We start from the raw sequence: 16,465 nt of genomic DNA on the forward strand, positions 1-16,465 counted from the left end.
TTGATAAGAAAATACCTTAAGGGGGAAATATGTATAATTATTTAATAATAGGAAATGGTATAGCTGGTCTAAGCGCAGCAGGCGAGATTAGAAAAGCTGATCCAGAAGGATCTATCCTAATAGTATCAGCAGAAGATAAACTAACCTACTGGAGAACCAGACTATCAGACTTAATTTCCAAAGATTTTACCAATGAAGACATCCTAGTCAAAAAGGAAAATTGGTACACAGAAAACAAAATTGACCAAAAACTAGGAGTCAAGGTAGAAAAAATCGACCCAGACAAGAAAGTCGCTGTCCTTTCTGATGGAAGTGAGGAAGAATTTGAAAAACTTCTCCTTGCCACAGGTGCTAGGGCTTTTGTCCCACCAATTACAAACATAGATGCAGAAGGCGTCTTTGCCATTAGAACATCAGATGACCTAGTAACCTTCAAGGACTATGTAAAAGATAAGAAAAAACTTGTAGTAATCGGTGGAGGAATCCTTGGCCTAGAAGCAGCCCACAGTGCCAAAAATGCAGGACTTGATGTAACAGTTATCGAATCCTTCGACTACCTCCTAGCTAGGCAACTAGACAAGGAAACATCAGCCATCCTAGAAGAAAAACTAAACGAAGAAGGTCTAAAGACCGTAACTGGCAAAAACACTTCCGAAATCCTAGTAGAAGATGGCAGGGTAAGAGGAATCAAGCTTGACGATGGCGAAGAAATCGAAGCCGATGCCATCTTAGTCCAAACAGGAGTAAGATCAAATATAAATGAAGCCAAGGAATCAGCTCTTCCTACCGATAGGGGAATTATCGTTAAGGATAACCTCCAAAGCGAAGAATATCCATTTATTTATAGTGCAGGAGACTGTGCTCAAATTGGTAACTTCACTATCGGTCTTTGGACAGCAAGCCAAGAGATGGGTAAGATTGCTGGTGCTAATATGACAGGATCAGTTGAGACCTACCAAAAACCAAAACCATTCTCTGCCCTACTATTAGGACCTATCAAACTATTTTCAGCAGGAGCTAATAGTGGAGAAGGCATAGAAGAAGAAAAGGTAGACAAGGACGGCAAGATTTACAAGTTATTCAAAAAAGACGAGGATTATGTAGGAGCCATCCTATGGAATGACATCTCCTACCAAAACGATGTAAAAGATATAGTCTTTAATGGAAAAGACCTAAGCGAAACCAAGCTAGGAAAAGAAATCTTTGCCAAGTAATTGCGATGTATCTATAAAAGTTTATAATATAAATAGCTAGGGGTGCTAGAGCTGAGAGATGAAAGATCATCAACCCTTTTAACTTGACTAGGTTAGAGCCTGCGTAAGAAAGCTATAAGATTGAACCTTAGAGGCCCTGGTTGGGGTCTCTTTTTATGTAGAAGAAGTAATTGGAGCATCTATGAAAAAACAAAACAACTTATTAGTAATGGTATTTTTGTCTATGTTTGTAACCATAGGAGTAGTCATTTCTCCTATCCTAAGGTTTGAGGGCTTTGCGCCGACAGCCCACTTTATAAACATAGTCTGCTCGGTCTTTATGGGACCCTGGTATAGTTTGCTAAACGGAATATTAACAGCCTTTATAAGGATGAGCCTTATGGCTATTCCTCCCCTCGCCCTCACAGGTCAGGTCTTTGGAGCCTGCCTATCAGGAATATTTTATAGGATAAGCAATGGGTCAATCCTCGCAGCAGTTGTAGGAGAAATAATTGGCACAGGCATCATCGGAGCTATAATCTCCTACCCAGTAATGGCCTTATTTTATGGAAATGGCGATATAACCTGGTTTTACTACCTACCATCCTTCCTAATAGCAACTATTATGGGAGGATCTGTGGCCTTTCTCTTCCTAAAAACCCTACAAAAGTCCAAAGTCCTAATTAAAATCCAAAGAAAGCTAGGAATCCAAGTCTATGACCAAGCTAAATGATATAATCAAAGTAAGACAAGCAGTTAGGGAGACTAAGCCCCTCATCCATGCCATAACCAATCCCATAGCCATGAATATGCTAGCCAATGCCATCCTCTTCCAGGGAGCATCTCCTATCTGCGCCCAGGATCCTAGGGAGATGGAAGACATAGTTCCAAGGACAGATAGCCTATCAATTAACCTGGGTAACATCACAGAAGAAAGACTACAAGCCATGGAGATCGCTGTAAGAATTGCCAATAGGGAAAATATCCCTGTCATAATCGACCTGGTCGGTGTAGGCATAAGTTCCCTTCGACTAGACTTTTCTAAAAAACTCCTAGCCGAATACCACTTTGATCTAATCAAGGGCAATAGCTCAGAAATCCTTGCCCTAGGAGGAGAAAGGTCGCACGCCAAGGGAGTCGATGTAGGAGAAGCCGATAAGATAGGACAAGATACAATAGCAGACTTAACCACCTTAGCAAGGGAGATTAGCAAAAAATATAAGACCCAGGTCCTAATAACTGGAGAGACCGATATCCTCGCAAGCGAAAAAACCTACTACCATATAAAAAATGGAACAGACAAACTAGGAAGCTTAACTGCAACAGGTTGCATGCTAACAGGACTAATCTCGACCTTCCTTGCCGTAACCAATCCAATAGCTGCCACCATCCTTGCCCTCTTGATTGAAGAAATCTCAGCAGAAGACGCAAAATCCAAAAAACCTTATAGCTTTTTTGTAGAACTAATGGATAATATTGGGAGCATAGATAATGAAACACTAATATATAAAGCAAATATAGAATGGGGGACCTATGAGTAAATTATACCTAGTAACAAATTCAGATAAATATAGCGAAGAAGAATTCCTTCAAAGAATCGAAGCTGCCCTAAGGGGTGGAGTCGATATCCTTCAACTAAGAGAAAAAGATAGGCCAGATAGACAAATCCTAGACCTAGGCAAAAAAATAAAAAATCTCTGCGATGCCTACCATGTCCCTATGCTTATAGACGACAAGGTCCACCTAGCCTGGGCTCTAGGATGTGGAGTCCATGTAGGAAAAGAAGATATGCCAGTAGAGCTTTGTAGGAAACTTCTAGGCCCTGACGCAATAATAGGAGCAACAGCCAAATCAGTTGAAGCTGCCAAGGAATCAAAAAACCAAGGAGCTTCCTACCTAGGAGTAGGAGCAATCTTCGAAACCAAAACCCACGTCAAAACCAAAAGAACAAGCGTAGAAACCCTAAGCACCATCAAAAAAGAAATAACCATTCCGGTCTACGCCATAGGAGGACTAAACATAGACAATGTAGATATCCTAAAAAATTCAGGAGCAGACGGCATCTGCGTAGTTCGCGCAATAATGGATGCTGATGATGTCTATAAGGCAAGCAAGGAATTGAAGGAGAGGATTGAAAATATCTTATAAGAAAAAAAGGCTGTGAGGGTTCAAACTCATAGCCTTTAAATTATTATTGATTTTTTAAAATACCTTTAATCATAGTAACCATATCATCATTTTTGAGTTGCTTCCTAAACTCAACGTCTAGTCCTTCTTCCTTCAATGCTTCAAAAAATTTCTTGGCAGAATCTATCTTGAGTTGTTCTGTCATTCTTAGAGTAGATTTCTTATCTACATCTTTAGTTTCCACAATAAAATTTATTTCTGTCTTGCCATCTTTTTTAATCACATACATGAAGTCTGGGCTTGTTGTACCACCAAAATACAAGGGTACTTGTACACTTCGTCTAGGAATTTTACCAAAGACAACAACTTCATCAATATTACTATCCTTGATATTATCTTTTTCTTTTGGACTATCATAAATAACCTTATCGTACAAGAAATTCTCAGGAACATATAAATTATCATCTCTCATTATTCCAACATTTCCTTGAACAATTTTATCCTTAACCTCTCCATTAATATCAGTCAAGGCAGTTTCCAAAGAATCCACATCAAGAGCTTTATAAGAAAATCTTTTTAAAAAGTTTGTTTCAAACCATACTTCAAACTCTCTAATAAAATTTGCAAGTGAATTTCTATTAAAGAAATCCTTACCTATTGAATTAGTCTTATTGTATGCACATAAAGCCTTATGCATTATTTTTACAGGTAAACCTGTTGCTCTTTGTATCTTTCTTAAAAATTCTCCATAAGTAATAACTTCATCAAGAACAAAATAGCCCGCTACACTTTCCCTTGCTACAAGTCTATCATTTTCTATCTCTGTTCTTTGCTCTATTGTTTTAGCAAGGAAATCTTCCTTTATTCCCTTATTTAAAATATCTAGTGCTGCATCATATAACTCATCTTCTGAAATGTCATCTAGAGTCAAATAATACTTTCTATTGATTTTTCTCCATAAATCTTTTATTTTATCAAACTTATCCTTACGAATATGGACAAGGCCTTGATCTTTTTTATTTTTATCAATGACCTTATTTTCTTCTAAGCCAGTATTAAACTCTGGATATTCAGCAAAGAATTTATCTTTATTTTCTACCCTTACATTTCCACCCCTATCAATGTACTTATTATATAAAAGTTCAATAAATAGATCATCCTCATCCATTTTTCTATCTTTTGCCACTTTAGAGAGTTTAGCATTGATATTCATCACATCAACTTTACTATCTTTATTAATTTCATTAACTAGACTTTGGGCAAAGTCTTTTTCTGAATAATCGAAAAGATAGGTCAAATAAAACTGTTCATTTGAAATTCTATTTCCATATTCATCAACTGGAAGTCTAAGTCCACGACCTACTTCCTGTAATTTACTTATCTCAGATCCACTAGAACGAAGTTTACAGATTTGAAATACATTGGGGTTATCCCGGCCTTCACGTAGGGTCCATTTAGAGAAGATAAACCTTCTTGTATTCCAATTTCCTTTCTCATCCTTAAAAGACAATAGACTTTGCTTATCTCTCAATATTTGATCAACCTCTTTTTGAATATCCTCATCAGCAGTTGAATTATCCTCAGCAAAATATCCTCCATTAGTTGATGAAATATCTTCTAGAGAACTTTCTATAAAACTTACATATTCTTTTTCAATTTCTCTATCAGACGAAGAATATTTATTTTTTTCTTCTTCAAGCTTTTCCTTCAACAAGTCTTGGAACTTTTTCCTTAAATAACCATCCCCATCTTCTCCCCTATAAGAATATATAGAGTCAATGAAAAATAAGGATAAAGTTTTAATCTTTCTTTCCCTAAAAAAGTTCTCTCTTTCCTGTTCTATATGATTTTCAATCGCTTGTTTTATCATGAGCTCTTGATAAGTATTTCCATATATTCCAGCATAAATTTGATCACCTTTAACTAAAATCTGACCATTAGAGAGAGTCACTCCTTTCTTAATATCTTCATCTTCTGTCTTTCCAATAGCACTAATAGAAATCCCGCCAAACTCGTCATCAATTATAGAAAGCGAATCCCCTACCTTAAGTGTGTAAGTCTTGCCATTTTTTTCATTCCTAAGTACACAAGACTTTGGAGAATTGATGATATTTAAAAGTTTTATCTTTGTATCATTCAAACTTTCCTGTTCGATCATTTGAGTAGCTACACCTTTAACTAAATTGCTATTAAAGGCTTCCAATGACCCTAGATTAAAAACAAGATTGTTGTAGTCTTTTTGATCAGACTTAGAAAGATTAGGAAAGGTTGCACCAAACCTTATTAGACAAAGAGGAGCTATCCTATCTATCAGTGTCTTATAAGCTTTATTTTCTCTCTTAAACTTATGGGGTTCATCGATTATTACTATTGGTCTAGTTGCTTTCAATGTATCATAGGGATTAGAAAATGTCCCAAACAAAGTTTGATCGTATTCATCATCCATGGTCTTTTTTGATAAAAGCATACCACTTGACATAAGTAAGGTGTTTATTGTACTTTTCTCTAAAATACTTCCTCTAGCAAAATCTGAAATTGCTTGAGGAAACATCTTTCTACCTTTTTTCTTTTTTTGTGCATTTAGGACGGATAAGGATATTCTTTTGTCAGGATATAGGTCAGCAAAATGAGCCTTTGCATAGTCTGATTCTATAAAAGACTTAGTCCCTTCCTTTATGGGAGTAGTTGGTACCAAGATTATAAACTTGTGAAAGCCATATCTTTTATTTAACTCATACATAAGCCTAGTATAACAATAAGTCTTTCCAGTACCAGTTTCCATACGAACATCAAGGCCAAAATTGTCATCTACTCTCGTACGTAAATCTTTTGCTATGGCCTTACCGTCAAAATTTTCTTGTACATCTTTTATATTATTTAAAAGTTTGCTATCAGAAGGGTCAAAGATAGGATTTGCAAAAATATCTTCACTAGCCCTTATACTAACCCCATCAAATACTTGGCTTACCCTCTGTATACATTCTGTCTGATGAGGTAAGATACTTAAATTAATTCCCATCCTAATACCTCTCAATCAATTCTACTGTCTTGTTGTTTCTTAAATTAGAAAGATTTTTCTTTAATTCGTTCATAACGCTAAAGTCTATTGATTGTGCATAAACAACGACCCTTGTAATATCTAATTCTAGAGACTCAATCCTTCTTATAAGCTCCATTACATCAGTAGATTGTAAGCCTTGGTCAATAATATAGAGGCTCTTTTCTAGCTTATCTGCTGTATATTGATCTAATTTATAACTTTCAGGATTTACACTCAAACCATAGCCATCTAGGACAAGATAAGTTGCTAAAATCGCATCCTTGCCCTTAGCATTTTCAGTATCAAAAATACCAACCATATCATCTACTATTAGCTTTGGATTGTCATCAAAATAGTCAAGCTTTGTCAATGTATCTTCATCTAGCTCTTCCAATGAATAGGTCTTGAAGCCGTAATCAATATCTGCCCCAGTCTCATCTTTAATCTTTTGGGCTGCTCTTCTTATCCTCTCACGTCCTATTTCATCAATAGTCCTGTAACCAGCCTTATAGGCAGGCTTATTTTCTTTAATTTCTTCTGCTAATTGAACCATTATATATTTTCTATTGCCACCATCTTCTGCATTTAATTGCATAACTGCATGAGCTGTGGTGGCTGAGCCAGAGAAGAAGTCTAAGACAATAAATTCATCATCAATCATAGATATTAACTTCTTAATTAAACTAACAGGCTTCGGATAATCAAAGTAAGAAATTCCATCAAATAGATCTTTTAAAGACTTAGTTCCTGCACCTGATGATACATCTTCTATGATATTCGTAAATTTTTTGACTTTTTTCCCATCTTTACTTGCAAATATTTTTTGGTAAAGTATCCATTCATTATCTTTGTTCTTTATAAATTCAAATTCTCCATTTTCAATTTCACGTTGGAGTCTTAATCTATTATGTCTCCAGCTTCCATCTGTACCATCTGAAAGACGGGGGTATACTTCCGTACCATCAGGAGCAATAACCGGAAAATATAAATTAGGTCTATCTTCACGTCGAGCATTAGAACCCCATTTTCTTGCTAGCTGACGTTTATATTTTAATTTTCTTTCTTCATCGTAATAATTAAAACTTTTATCATCTTCTTCAATTTCATAAGTTGACAACTTAAACTCCGAAATATTCCTTGCATAACATAAAATATATTCATATGATTTAACATAAAATGTAGAATCTTGACCTCCGCCTTTTCCTTTCCAGATCAGTGTATCCACAAAATTCTCTTCCCCAAAAATCTCATCACACATAAGTCTCAAATTAGCCTGTTCATTATCATCTATAGAAATAAAGATAACCCCATCATCAGAGAGGAGTTCCCTGGCAAGGATAAGTCTTGGATACATAAAGGTAAGCCAGGCAGAATGGGAACTCTTCCCCTTTAGATTAATAATTCTTTCTGCTTCATCTTCTTCTATTCCTATCATCTCTGCTAATTTTTTCGCATCAAAAGAAAAGTTATCAGGATAGACAAAGCCATCAGAGCCAGTGTTATAGGGTGGATCTATGTAAATACACTTGATTTTCCCTCCATATGATCCTAGGAGGTGTTTAAGGGCATCTAAATTATCTCCGATTATATATAAGTTCTCACTATCTTTATTTTCTTCTTTTTGATTTTCTTCTGTATGTGGGGCTACAAATGTTTCTGTCTTGGTAGAGGATAGGTATCTTGCATAGGACTTTCCTAAAAATTTAAGTTCATAGCCTTCTTTGTTAAGTGTAATATCGCTTTGCTTAAGCATTTCCTTAAATCTATCTACTAAAAATTCCCCGTCCTTATCAAAAAACTGTGGAAATTCATTTTTTAATTTTTCAATTTCTCTACTGTTTGGTTTCTTTTCTAAATTCTCTTCGATATTATTGCCTATCATCCGCTTCCTCCATTATGTACTCTCTTGATACTCTATAATTTAATATATAAATCAATTGCTCAATCTCATAATAGCTTTATACTAGCATGTTTTCTATACCACTATACCAATTTTTACTAGCTAATCTTTAATAAAGTATTAAGGCTACCTATCTGATGTATCTAATAGAAAATTTTTTATGAATCAAAGTTTAGGAAATATTTAATGAAGTAAGTATAAAAACTATCAAGGATTAAACCTCCCACAAAAAAGAGGCCACCGGCCTCTCTTTAAAGTTTCATGGAATCTTGTCTTCTTCTTAGTCTTGTGATTGTTGCTTTTTCGTCTAGTTGGACCATGGACATGTCTATGATTGTGTCTTTTTCTATGTCCCTTGTGGCTATGGTTTTGTCTGTGATTAGGGCTATTGGCAAGAGGTCTTCTTTTATGGTTCTTGCGTGGCTTGTTAGTTTGCCAAAGACTGTGTCAGATCCCACTCCTTCTAGTCTCTCGCCCTTTCGTATATCCCTCTTGGCTATGGCTACTGTGTCTGCTACTTGGCCGTGGAGGGGTTCTATTGAGGCTTCGTTTTCTACTACTGCCTTATAGATTGTGATTGGTGTTTCTAGGCTTGTTAGGTGGTAAGGTCTGTAGAGTAGGTAGTTTGGCCCATCTCCAAAGCCTAGGAATTTCATAAGGTCTCTTACGTCTTCTTTTTCGCTAGTTACTATTATAAATACTCCTGGTGCCATTCCACGTGAGAATTCTACTACTCCATAGTGGGATAGGACTCCCCCGTCTTTTTTGAGTCTGAAGTCTTCTACTGCACTTTCTGGGCTTGTTGGTATGCCATGGCAGCCGAAGGTATCAGGTAAGAATCCTATGGCATTGGCTACAGAGTTTAGCTCTAGCATGGTGTTGGTTCCATCTACAAATGATGTGAGCATCTTTGGGGCAAGGCCCTTTTTCCTAGCTTCTTCAGCCAAGGATTCTTGGGTTGCGTAGTTGTCTAATGGGTTATTCTTGCCCTTGGCTGCTACCAAGACATCAAGTCCCATTCCATAGGCATAGTCTACTAGGTCGATTATAGCTCCTGGCTCATCTCCGAGAATTCCTGTGTAGACTACACCAGATTTTTTGGCCATATCTGCAAGGACTGGTCCTACTACTGCATCACATTCTACATTGAAGGATATCATGTGCTTGTGGTATTGGATGGTCTTTCTAGCTATAACAGCTCCAAAAGGAGGGTTTCCTGTGCAGTCTATGACTGCATTTATTTGCATAAGTTTGTAAAGCAACCTATAATTGGTAGATACGCAAATGTAGCCCTTTTCTAGGACTTCATAGCCTTCGTTGTAGTCATCTGTAAAGATTATTTTGTCTTCACTAACTCCAGAATTGACTAGGGCCTTGATGGCCTTTTGTGGGGTCCTATCTACTACAAGCTTCACTTCCATGGCATCTATTTTTGAAAGCTGACTTATGAGGGACGATCCCATCTTGCCACAACCGATAATAGCAAGCTTTATGCTATCGCCATTATCCTTCATTTCCTTTAGTTCTCTATTTATTTTAAACATTTAAACTCCTTATACTCTTAACAGCAGCTATTGCTGATGAAAATGCCCACTGTATATTATAGCCTCCACAAGAACCAGCTACATCCAAGGCTTCCCCTATGATATAGACATCATCGTAGATCTTGGACTTCATGGTAGTCTTGTCTACAAATTTGGTATCAAATCCTCCCAGGCTAACTTGGGCATTGGTCTTATCGTGGATATCTTCTATAGTAAACTTCATTGTTTTCAAGTTTCTTAACAAGGTATCCATATCTCCATTACTTATTTTATTTGCTTTTTTATCATCTGCAATAGATGATCTTTTAAGAATATCGCTAATTATCCTTTCATTTAGTAGGCCAAGCAAAATCTCACTAATTTTCCTATTAGGATTTCTCTCAAGTAAGTCCCCTAGTCTTTTTCCTAGGTCCTTCTTGCTATAATTCGGGAAAAAGTCAACTAGGACATGGGCCTTCTTCCTATCCCTTAGGGCAAGGCTTATCTCATTTGATATATTAAAAATCGATGTTCCTGTGAGACCATAGTCCTGAAAGATAAGATCATCTATGGAGGCCTTGATGAATTTATTATCCACAAAGAGACTAACCTTGCCAGTTATCTTGGTCCCCTTGGCTTTTTTGGAAAATTTTTCCTTGGTCTTGTAGTTGGTTATGGCATAGGTAAGTTTCCTTACTGGGATTTCTTCTCTTAGGATCTTAAAAACGCTCCCATCTGACCCAGACTTGGGAAGGCTTATTCCCCCACTTGCTATAACTAGGATATCATACTTGTACTTGTTATTCTCACTTATCAAAAGCTTCTTTCTTAGGTCAATATCTTTTATTTCTTCATCAAAGATAAAGCTTGCGTTTTTATTAGCTTCAAGGTAGAGGATGTCCCTCACAGTCTTGGCTGACATGGTTGTAGGATAGGTCCTCCCTGAAGGAAGGTAGGTCGAATCTATCCCAAGCCTATAAAAGTAATCTATGAGGTCCCTATTGGTGAAGGCTTCTAGGGCCTTCTTGGGGAAGTTCTTATTATCACTTTGGTAGAAGTCCATGCCGAAGTTTTGGTTGGTAAAGTTGCACCTTCCATTACCTGTAGCAAGGAGCTTCCTGCCAGCTTCTTTATTTTTATCTATGACACTTATATCAAGGTCTCTCCCAAGGCTTGCAAAGGCTAGGCCCGCTACTCCTCCTCCTAGTACAAAAACTTTCATAGCCTACCTAGGACCTCTCTTATGGTCTCCCTCTCGCTATAAGGGGTTTTCTCATTTCCCTTAAACTTAATGAAATTTTCTTCCCCCTTACCAAGTAAAAAGACATAGGCCCCCTTGTCGGCATGGCTAAAGGCGTATTCCATGGCCTTATCCCTATCTTCTCTGACTACATATTGACCCTCGCCTTCTTCTATCCCCTCTATGATTTGGCCGTTGATATTCTGAACCTTATCAAACTTAGGATCATCTGTGGTTAGGACTGCGAGGACATGGTTATCGGCACAGGTCCTTCCAATAAGCTTCCTAAAGTTCCTATTCCTATCCCCATTTATTCCAAAGACTGCTATCTTTTGAATTCCATCTGGGACAGCCCTAAAGACTGCCTCAAAGGCCCTAGGCGTATGGGCAAAGTCTAGGATTATATTGATACCCAAATTATTTTCAATATATTCAAACCTAGACTTTATTCCAGGGAAGGACTCTACTCCATCTCTTATATCTTCCATAGGATAGCCCATCAGAGAAAGAAGGCTTGCAGCTGCAAGGGTATTATAGACTTCATAGTCTGCGATTGTATTTAGGGTAAAGTCTACGCCCCTTAGGGAAAATTTAATCTTATTATCTTCTTTTACTAGGTTTTCTGCCCTAAAGTCAGCCTCTTCATTGTTGATAGCAAAGGTTATTGTATCAGGATAAAGGTCCTTGGCCCTCTTACCATAAGAATCATCTATATTGGCAATAGTGTGCTTGGCTTGGTCAAAGAGAATCATCTTTGCCTCAAAATAATTCTCCATGGTCTTGTGGTAGTCGAGGTGTTCTTCTGATAGGTTGGTAAAAATCCCGTAGTCTATGTCTACCCCATAAAGCCTTTTTTGGCTAAGGCCATGGGAAGATGCCTCGATTGCCATATTCTCTATCCCCTTTGCTAGGGCCTTTTCCAAGATCAAATTTATTTCACAGATATCTGGGGTGGTGTTGGCTGTTGGAATAAGCTCCCCATCAAGGATAGCGTTATTAGTCCCAATAGATCCGGACTTACCTACCAATTTACTAGTTAGGTAGGATATAAGCCTAGAGGTCGTGGTCTTGCCATTAGACCCTGTTACTGCCACCATATTTATCTTGCTTGATGGATTTCCTGTAAGGAAGTTTGATACTTGGGCTAGGGCCTTGCGGCTATCTCCGACCCTGATATAGGATATCCCTTCCCTCTTAACAACCTCATCTTGGTGGACTATAATCTTGCTGCCAGCCTCTATAGCTGAGTCGATATACTTGTGGCCATCAGCTAGGCTTCCCTTGACAGCTACAAATATATCATTGTCCCCTATCTTTTTGGAATTGTTATTTACATAATTTATAGGAAAATTGCCAGCATCCACGTAGGATACATGGTCAATATTTTCAAGTAAGTCTCTAAATCTTTTCAAATTTTATCCTTTCGATATTAATACTTTTCTTAAAACATTTTACCTTAACAGGCCTCTTTTTCATTAATTCAATATACAAGCCCTCCAATTTTTGGTAAAATATAGGAGAGGAAAAATAATTATGAAAAAAATTTACAAAGTAACCCTAATCCTAGGATTAATTTCGATTGTCATAGGATTTATTTTTAGATATTCATACATAAATATATTGGGCATAGATAGGCCCCTAAAGCTTGTTTCTTTCCTATCCTTTGGTCTAGGACTTGTAGGATCTATTTCTGCCCTGATAGACGGGGTCAATAGAGACTTTAGGGACCATACCTTGGTCTTTTTGGTCTTAAACATTCTCCTAATCTTTACCTACCCAATTTTACTAGGTACTGAGACCTTCCTTAAGTCAGTCGAAAATCCCTACACCGACCAGGCCCCTGACTATGGTTATTCCACAGCCAACAAGCTAGATAGCTCCTTTATTATAGAGGGTGACCTTTACAAGATGCCCCTTACTATCAAGGACTTTTTGGATGATGGCTTTGACTATAACCTTAGGGATGGTGAAAAGAAAGCAATAATCAAAAAGACCGGCGCCAGCCAAAGGCTAAAGCCAACCTGGTTTACTGATGGCGAAAACAACAAGGTCTACAAGGAATACTACCTAATAGAAGCCTTCTATGAATCTAATAATATAGATGAAAATACTGAGATCGATAAGATTAAAATTTCCATGATAAATAACAATAGGGACTTTGAAGTCATGGGTATCCATTTGGAAGATTCCATAATTGATGTGGCTAAAAAACACGCCCTCACGGAAGATAGTGAAAACAAATCTAATCCAAGCAAAAAATATTATATAAGTACTAGTGATTCTTATCTTATAACACTAACTGCCTTTAATAGCAAAATTCAAAGTATAGAAATTGAAAAATAAGTAAGCTAAAAGCCGGCATAGCCGGCCTTCTTTTGTATGACTATTTTTATAGTCCTAATTTTTCTTCAATAGCTTCTTTATCAAAGCCTACGATGTCTTCCCCGTCAATATTTATAACAGGTACTCCCCTGTAGCCCTTACTTACTAGGTAGTCTACAGCGTCTTTGTCGTCATCTACGTTGTATTCTGTAAAGTCTATATTGTTATCATTAAAGAATTGTTTTGCTGCCTTACAAAATACGCAAGTGCTTGATGTGTAAATTTTAATATCTGACATAATTTATCCTCTCCTTTTATATTTATATACCCAATTATTTTGAATTAAGAACATTGGTTAGATTAATATAATCATCCAAGGACAGGTTCTCTGCCCTTTGCCTTTTATTTATACCCACTTTTTCAAAAGCTAAACTTAATGTATCCTTTGGATAAAGGTCTGATAGAGAATTAAGGATAGTTTTTCTTCTTTTGTTAAAGCCTGCCTTGACTAGGGCAAAGAGCCTATCCCTATCTACTTTTTCATCATATTTTCTAAGACTTAGCCTAAGGACTGTACTATCAATCTTTGGCTTAGGCATAAAGACTGACTTAGGGACATTGGTGATTTTTTTGGCATCTGCATAGAATTTTATAAAGACTGAGAGGGACGAATACTCCTTGTCATTTTCATCAGCTAGCATCCTATCAGCTACTTCCTTTTGGACCATAATGGTCATATCACTTGGGCTTCTTCCCTCTATGAGCTTTTCTATAATTGGTGTAGTTATATAATAAGGGAGGTTGGATACTACCTTAAAGTCCTCCCCACCAAATTCTTCCTCGACTAGTTGGTTAAAATCACACTTAAGGACATCTTGATGGATGATTTTGACATTAGAAAAGTCTCCCAGGTTCTCTTCTAGGATTGGGATGAGGGAATCGTCTATCTCAATAACTAGGACCTTCTTGGCAAGCTTTGCCATCTCATAGCTAATTGTCCCTATTCCTGGCCCTATCTCAATTACATTTTGATTTTTTACATCGGCAGCATCTACAATCTTGTCAACAAAGTTCTTGTCTACCAAGAAATTTTGCCCCAGGGACTTGGAAAATTTAAAGCCATAAAGGTCCATTATCTCTCTTACAGTTTTGGGTGAATATAGTTTTTTCATAGTTTACCTACCGCTTCATCAAACTCTTCACGGCTTATGCCAAAGGAATTTAGCTTGGCTAGAAGTTGCTTGGAATTAAAATATCCTATCCCCAGGATATCTCCCAGCCTTTGGCGTCTTTTCTTACTATCATCTCCCACTGATAGACCTGCCTTTACGAGGTCAGCCATAACAAACTCTTCCCTCTTCTCAGCTACTTCTGCCTTGGCCCTCTTTAGGGCTTCTATTATTACCTCAGGGTCAGCATTTTCTACCCCCAGGTCTCCCTTCTTTATGGCGCTCTTCCTATCAATATAGGCGTGCTTGGCAGTGGGGATGTGTCTTGCAATCCTCGCCCTGATCTTTTTGCCAGCATAGTCAGGGTCAGTCAGGATTATTATCCCACACCTCTCGTTAATTACCTTGAGCCTATCAATCAAGTCCTTGCCAAAGCTAAGGCCATTTGTGGCAACCATCTCACAATCCACAGCCCTTTTTACATTGGCTATATCATCTTTTCCTTCAACTACTATAGTTTCCTTTATCATAAATCCTCTTTCCATGAGAGTATTCTACTTAAAAACTGATATTTTTCTAGTGATGAAGTCAAATAAATATGGACAAGAAAAATCCCCCAGTTATAACCGAGGGACCTATACTGCCTGTAAGATTTTTTTCATTTCACAAATTTTGGAAGCATCGTATTTTCTAAATGTCCTTAAAGCTCTTTGTTCATTATTGAAACACTTCCAATAGCCTAAGCACTTATAATTTTTGCTTGACCTGTTAAAAAAAATAATGTCTTCTAGAGGATATCCGAGGAAGACTCCTATTTCTACCGGGCAAGTCTGGCTAAATCTTTCTTTTAGGATTATAAAATATTCGTTTGGTTTGGAGAGGTCTTTATAACCATAAGATTCTAGAAAAAGTTTTATATTTTTTTCATTTAATTTTTTTCTTAGCCTTTCTTCCCTATAGAAATATATGAGAACCCTGTCTTCTTCTACTTTGAGTTCATAAAAATAGAGGTCAAGAAGCTTTCCTATATAGTCCTTTTGCTTATCCCAGAGGTCTTTTAGTCTTCTCTTGTTATTTGTCAAAGATATAAGGCTGCCAAGCTTTTTTTTGTGAATTAAGGGTGCTAGATTGAATTTTAATATGGAGATGAGATAATCTAGGTCCTTAAAGTCATCAAGTTTGCTGTAGAAATCCAGTAGGTAGCCTACTGGCATTATTCTCCTAGCTTCCTTCCTATTTCTTTACATTCTTCGATGGCGCTATCATCTGGGCTATCGTAGGCTATGAGGCCGTCTTCCTTAATGAGCTTAGCTCCTGTTGCTTTAACTTCTTCAACCCATTTTTCCATCCATTCGCCTTCTGCCCATTGGTAGGATCCAAAGAGTAGGACCTCCTTACCAGATATTTCCTTGTTGGCATCATCCATAAAAGGTCTCATCTCGTCTTCTTCGAGTTCTTCTTGACCCATGGCTGGGCAACCAAAGGCTACTCTGTCTGCTTCCTTTACATCATCAAGGCTTGCCTCACTTACACTTATAAGCTTTACATCAGCTCCTTTTTCCCTCGCACCTTCTCCTATAGCATCTGCCATGGATTCGGTGTTACCTGTGCCTGACCAATATATAATATTTACTTTCATATCTCCTCCTCTTTTTTAAGAATTAATGATTAAGATTAAGTAAAATGATATTGACTATCATTTTCGCTTTTATTATAATAGACGTAGACATAGAATTATATCAAAAATATATCGTATTCTTTTATAAAGGAGGGTTTATGGAAGATTTTATTAACATAGGAGATGCCCTGGATGGCTCATGCCTTATCCTTAATGAAGTTTGCACCTCTTGCCTTGAGTCTGTAGGGAATATAGACAATTATTTGAGCAATTTAAATAGTTTTTTATATGCCTATATATATATTTAAAATACAAAAGAAACCTCTATTACAA

The 16,465-nt window shown here is 37.2% G+C and carries 16 protein-coding genes and 1 riboswitch; of the genes, 6 read left to right on the plus strand and 10 right to left on the minus strand.

Going from position 1 to position 16,465, the window contains the following annotated elements:
• Positions 1 to 29: 29 nt before the first annotated feature.
• The 4 genes from MUN42_RS04820 to thiE all read left to right on the plus strand — a co-directional run bounded on the left by MUN42_RS04820 (position 30) and on the right by thiE (position 3,341).
• Positions 30 to 1,214 carry an FAD-dependent oxidoreductase gene (locus MUN42_RS04820; protein WP_243343314.1) on the plus strand — a complete coding sequence of 395 codons (1,185 nt, stop codon included), beginning with the start codon at positions 30 to 32 and terminating at the stop codon, positions 1,212 to 1,214.
• Between the two features lie 28 nt (positions 1,215 to 1,242).
• A riboswitch (TPP riboswitch) is annotated at positions 1,243 to 1,341 on the plus strand.
• Positions 1,342 to 1,395: 54 nt separating this feature from the next.
• On the plus strand, positions 1,396 to 1,926 hold the full coding sequence (thiW, locus tag MUN42_RS04825; protein ID WP_243343315.1) for an energy coupling factor transporter S component ThiW: 531 nt from the start codon (positions 1,396 to 1,398) through the stop codon (positions 1,924 to 1,926).
• Positions 1,910 to 2,734, plus strand: coding sequence for a hydroxyethylthiazole kinase (gene thiM / locus MUN42_RS04830; RefSeq protein ID WP_243343316.1), 825 nt, complete (start codon positions 1,910 to 1,912; stop codon positions 2,732 to 2,734). The genes thiW and thiM overlap by 17 nt, the downstream gene beginning before the upstream one ends.
• Positions 2,727 to 3,341: a thiamine phosphate synthase gene (gene thiE / locus MUN42_RS04835; RefSeq protein WP_243343317.1), complete on the plus strand. Its 615-nt coding sequence runs from the start codon at positions 2,727 to 2,729 to the stop codon at positions 3,339 to 3,341. The genes thiM and thiE overlap by 8 nt, the downstream gene beginning before the upstream one ends.
• 43 nt (positions 3,342 to 3,384) lie before the next feature.
• Here thiE and MUN42_RS04840 read toward each other — a convergent pair whose 3' ends face one another.
• The 5 genes from MUN42_RS04840 to MUN42_RS04860 all read right to left on the minus strand — a co-directional run bounded on the left by MUN42_RS04840 (position 3,385) and on the right by MUN42_RS04860 (position 12,435).
• Positions 3,385 to 6,339, minus strand: coding sequence for a type III restriction-modification system endonuclease (locus tag MUN42_RS04840; protein WP_243343318.1), 2,955 nt, complete (start codon positions 6,337 to 6,339; stop codon positions 3,385 to 3,387).
• A gap of 1 nt (position 6,340) precedes the next feature.
• The gene (locus MUN42_RS04845; RefSeq protein ID WP_243343320.1) at positions 6,341 to 8,242 is read right to left on the minus strand and encodes a site-specific DNA-methyltransferase; all 1,902 of its coding nucleotides are present in this window, start codon (positions 8,240 to 8,242) and stop codon (positions 6,341 to 6,343) included.
• A 269-nt stretch (positions 8,243 to 8,511) separates the two neighbouring features.
• Positions 8,512 to 9,804 carry an NAD(P)-binding domain-containing protein gene (locus tag MUN42_RS04850; protein WP_243343321.1) on the minus strand — a complete coding sequence of 431 codons (1,293 nt, stop codon included), beginning with the start codon at positions 9,802 to 9,804 and terminating at the stop codon, positions 8,512 to 8,514.
• Positions 9,797 to 11,005, minus strand: a complete 1,209-nt coding sequence (locus MUN42_RS04855) for an aminoacetone oxidase family FAD-binding enzyme (protein WP_243343322.1) — start codon at positions 11,003 to 11,005, stop codon at positions 9,797 to 9,799. The genes MUN42_RS04850 and MUN42_RS04855 overlap by 8 nt, the downstream gene beginning before the upstream one ends.
• Positions 11,002 to 12,435: a UDP-N-acetylmuramoyl-L-alanyl-D-glutamate--2,6-diaminopimelate ligase gene (locus MUN42_RS04860; protein ID WP_243343323.1), complete on the minus strand. Its 1,434-nt coding sequence runs from the start codon at positions 12,433 to 12,435 to the stop codon at positions 11,002 to 11,004. The genes MUN42_RS04855 and MUN42_RS04860 overlap by 4 nt, the downstream gene beginning before the upstream one ends.
• Positions 12,436 to 12,556: 121 nt before the next feature.
• Between MUN42_RS04860 and MUN42_RS04865 the strand changes: the two genes are divergently transcribed.
• Entirely contained in the window at positions 12,557 to 13,366 is an 810-nt protein-coding gene (locus MUN42_RS04865) for a hypothetical protein (protein ID WP_243343324.1), read from the plus strand.
• Between the two features lie 46 nt (positions 13,367 to 13,412).
• Here the strand turns inward: MUN42_RS04865 and MUN42_RS04870 are convergent, their stop codons facing one another.
• The 5 genes from MUN42_RS04870 to MUN42_RS04890 form a co-directional block, all read right to left on the minus strand.
• Positions 13,413 to 13,643, minus strand: a complete 231-nt coding sequence (locus MUN42_RS04870; protein ID WP_243343325.1) for a glutaredoxin family protein — start codon at positions 13,641 to 13,643, stop codon at positions 13,413 to 13,415.
• A 34-nt stretch (positions 13,644 to 13,677) separates the two neighbouring features.
• Complete coding sequence (rsmA, locus tag MUN42_RS04875; RefSeq protein WP_243343326.1) at positions 13,678 to 14,517, minus strand: 16S rRNA (adenine(1518)-N(6)/adenine(1519)-N(6))-dimethyltransferase RsmA; 840 nt, start codon at positions 14,515 to 14,517, stop codon at positions 13,678 to 13,680.
• Positions 14,514 to 15,044, minus strand: a complete 531-nt coding sequence (gene rnmV, locus MUN42_RS04880; RefSeq protein WP_243343327.1) for a ribonuclease M5 — start codon at positions 15,042 to 15,044, stop codon at positions 14,514 to 14,516. The genes rsmA and rnmV overlap by 4 nt, the downstream gene beginning before the upstream one ends.
• A 105-nt stretch (positions 15,045 to 15,149) precedes the next feature.
• A complete protein-coding gene (locus MUN42_RS04885) occupies positions 15,150 to 15,728 on the minus strand; it encodes a DUF3793 family protein (RefSeq protein ID WP_243343328.1) in 579 nt (192 codons plus the stop codon).
• The gene (locus MUN42_RS04890) at positions 15,728 to 16,153 is read right to left on the minus strand and encodes a flavodoxin (protein WP_243343329.1); all 426 of its coding nucleotides are present in this window, start codon (positions 16,151 to 16,153) and stop codon (positions 15,728 to 15,730) included. The genes MUN42_RS04885 and MUN42_RS04890 overlap by 1 nt, the downstream gene beginning before the upstream one ends.
• Before the next feature lie 137 nt (positions 16,154 to 16,290).
• Between MUN42_RS04890 and MUN42_RS04895 the strand changes: the two genes are divergently transcribed.
• The gene (locus MUN42_RS04895; protein WP_243343331.1) at positions 16,291 to 16,440 is read left to right on the plus strand and encodes a hypothetical protein; all 150 of its coding nucleotides are present in this window, start codon (positions 16,291 to 16,293) and stop codon (positions 16,438 to 16,440) included.
• Positions 16,441 to 16,465 lie beyond the last annotated feature (25 nt).

The sequence above is a fragment of the Anaerococcus sp. AGMB09787 genome, from assembly GCF_022808955.1.
GTDB lineage: Bacteria > Bacillota > Clostridia > Tissierellales > Peptoniphilaceae > Anaerococcus.

What these genes read in the sequence shown, in the direction of transcription:
- MUN42_RS04895 (WP_243343331.1), top strand. Translation starts at nt 16,291, where the DNA reads ATGGAAGATTTTATTAACATAGGAGATGCCCTGGATGGCTCATGCCTT.
- thiE (WP_243343317.1), top strand. Translation starts at nt 2,727, where the DNA reads ATGAGTAAATTATACCTAGTAACAAATTCAGATAAATATAGCGAAGAA.
- MUN42_RS04870 (WP_243343325.1), bottom strand. Translation starts at nt 13,643, where the DNA reads ATGTCAGATATTAAAATTTACACATCAAGCACTTGCGTATTTTGTAAG.
- thiM (WP_243343316.1), top strand. Translation starts at nt 1,910, where the DNA reads ATGACCAAGCTAAATGATATAATCAAAGTAAGACAAGCAGTTAGGGAG.
- MUN42_RS04855 (WP_243343322.1), bottom strand. Translation starts at nt 11,005, where the DNA reads ATGAAAGTTTTTGTACTAGGAGGAGGAGTAGCGGGCCTAGCCTTTGCA.
- rsmA (WP_243343326.1), bottom strand. Translation starts at nt 14,517, where the DNA reads ATGAAAAAACTATATTCACCCAAAACTGTAAGAGAGATAATGGACCTT.
- MUN42_RS04845 (WP_243343320.1), bottom strand. Translation starts at nt 8,242, where the DNA reads ATGATAGGCAATAATATCGAAGAGAATTTAGAAAAGAAACCAAACAGT.
- MUN42_RS04890 (WP_243343329.1), bottom strand. Translation starts at nt 16,153, where the DNA reads ATGAAAGTAAATATTATATATTGGTCAGGCACAGGTAACACCGAATCC.
- rnmV (WP_243343327.1), bottom strand. Translation starts at nt 15,044, where the DNA reads ATGATAAAGGAAACTATAGTAGTTGAAGGAAAAGATGATATAGCCAAT.
- MUN42_RS04850 (WP_243343321.1), bottom strand. Translation starts at nt 9,804, where the DNA reads ATGTTTAAAATAAATAGAGAACTAAAGGAAATGAAGGATAATGGCGAT.
- MUN42_RS04865 (WP_243343324.1), top strand. Translation starts at nt 12,557, where the DNA reads ATGAAAAAAATTTACAAAGTAACCCTAATCCTAGGATTAATTTCGATT.
- MUN42_RS04820 (WP_243343314.1), top strand. Translation starts at nt 30, where the DNA reads ATGTATAATTATTTAATAATAGGAAATGGTATAGCTGGTCTAAGCGCA.
- MUN42_RS04885 (WP_243343328.1), bottom strand. Translation starts at nt 15,728, where the DNA reads ATGCCAGTAGGCTACCTACTGGATTTCTACAGCAAACTTGATGACTTT.
- thiW (WP_243343315.1), top strand. Translation starts at nt 1,396, where the DNA reads ATGAAAAAACAAAACAACTTATTAGTAATGGTATTTTTGTCTATGTTT.
- MUN42_RS04840 (WP_243343318.1), bottom strand. Translation starts at nt 6,339, where the DNA reads ATGGGAATTAATTTAAGTATCTTACCTCATCAGACAGAATGTATACAG.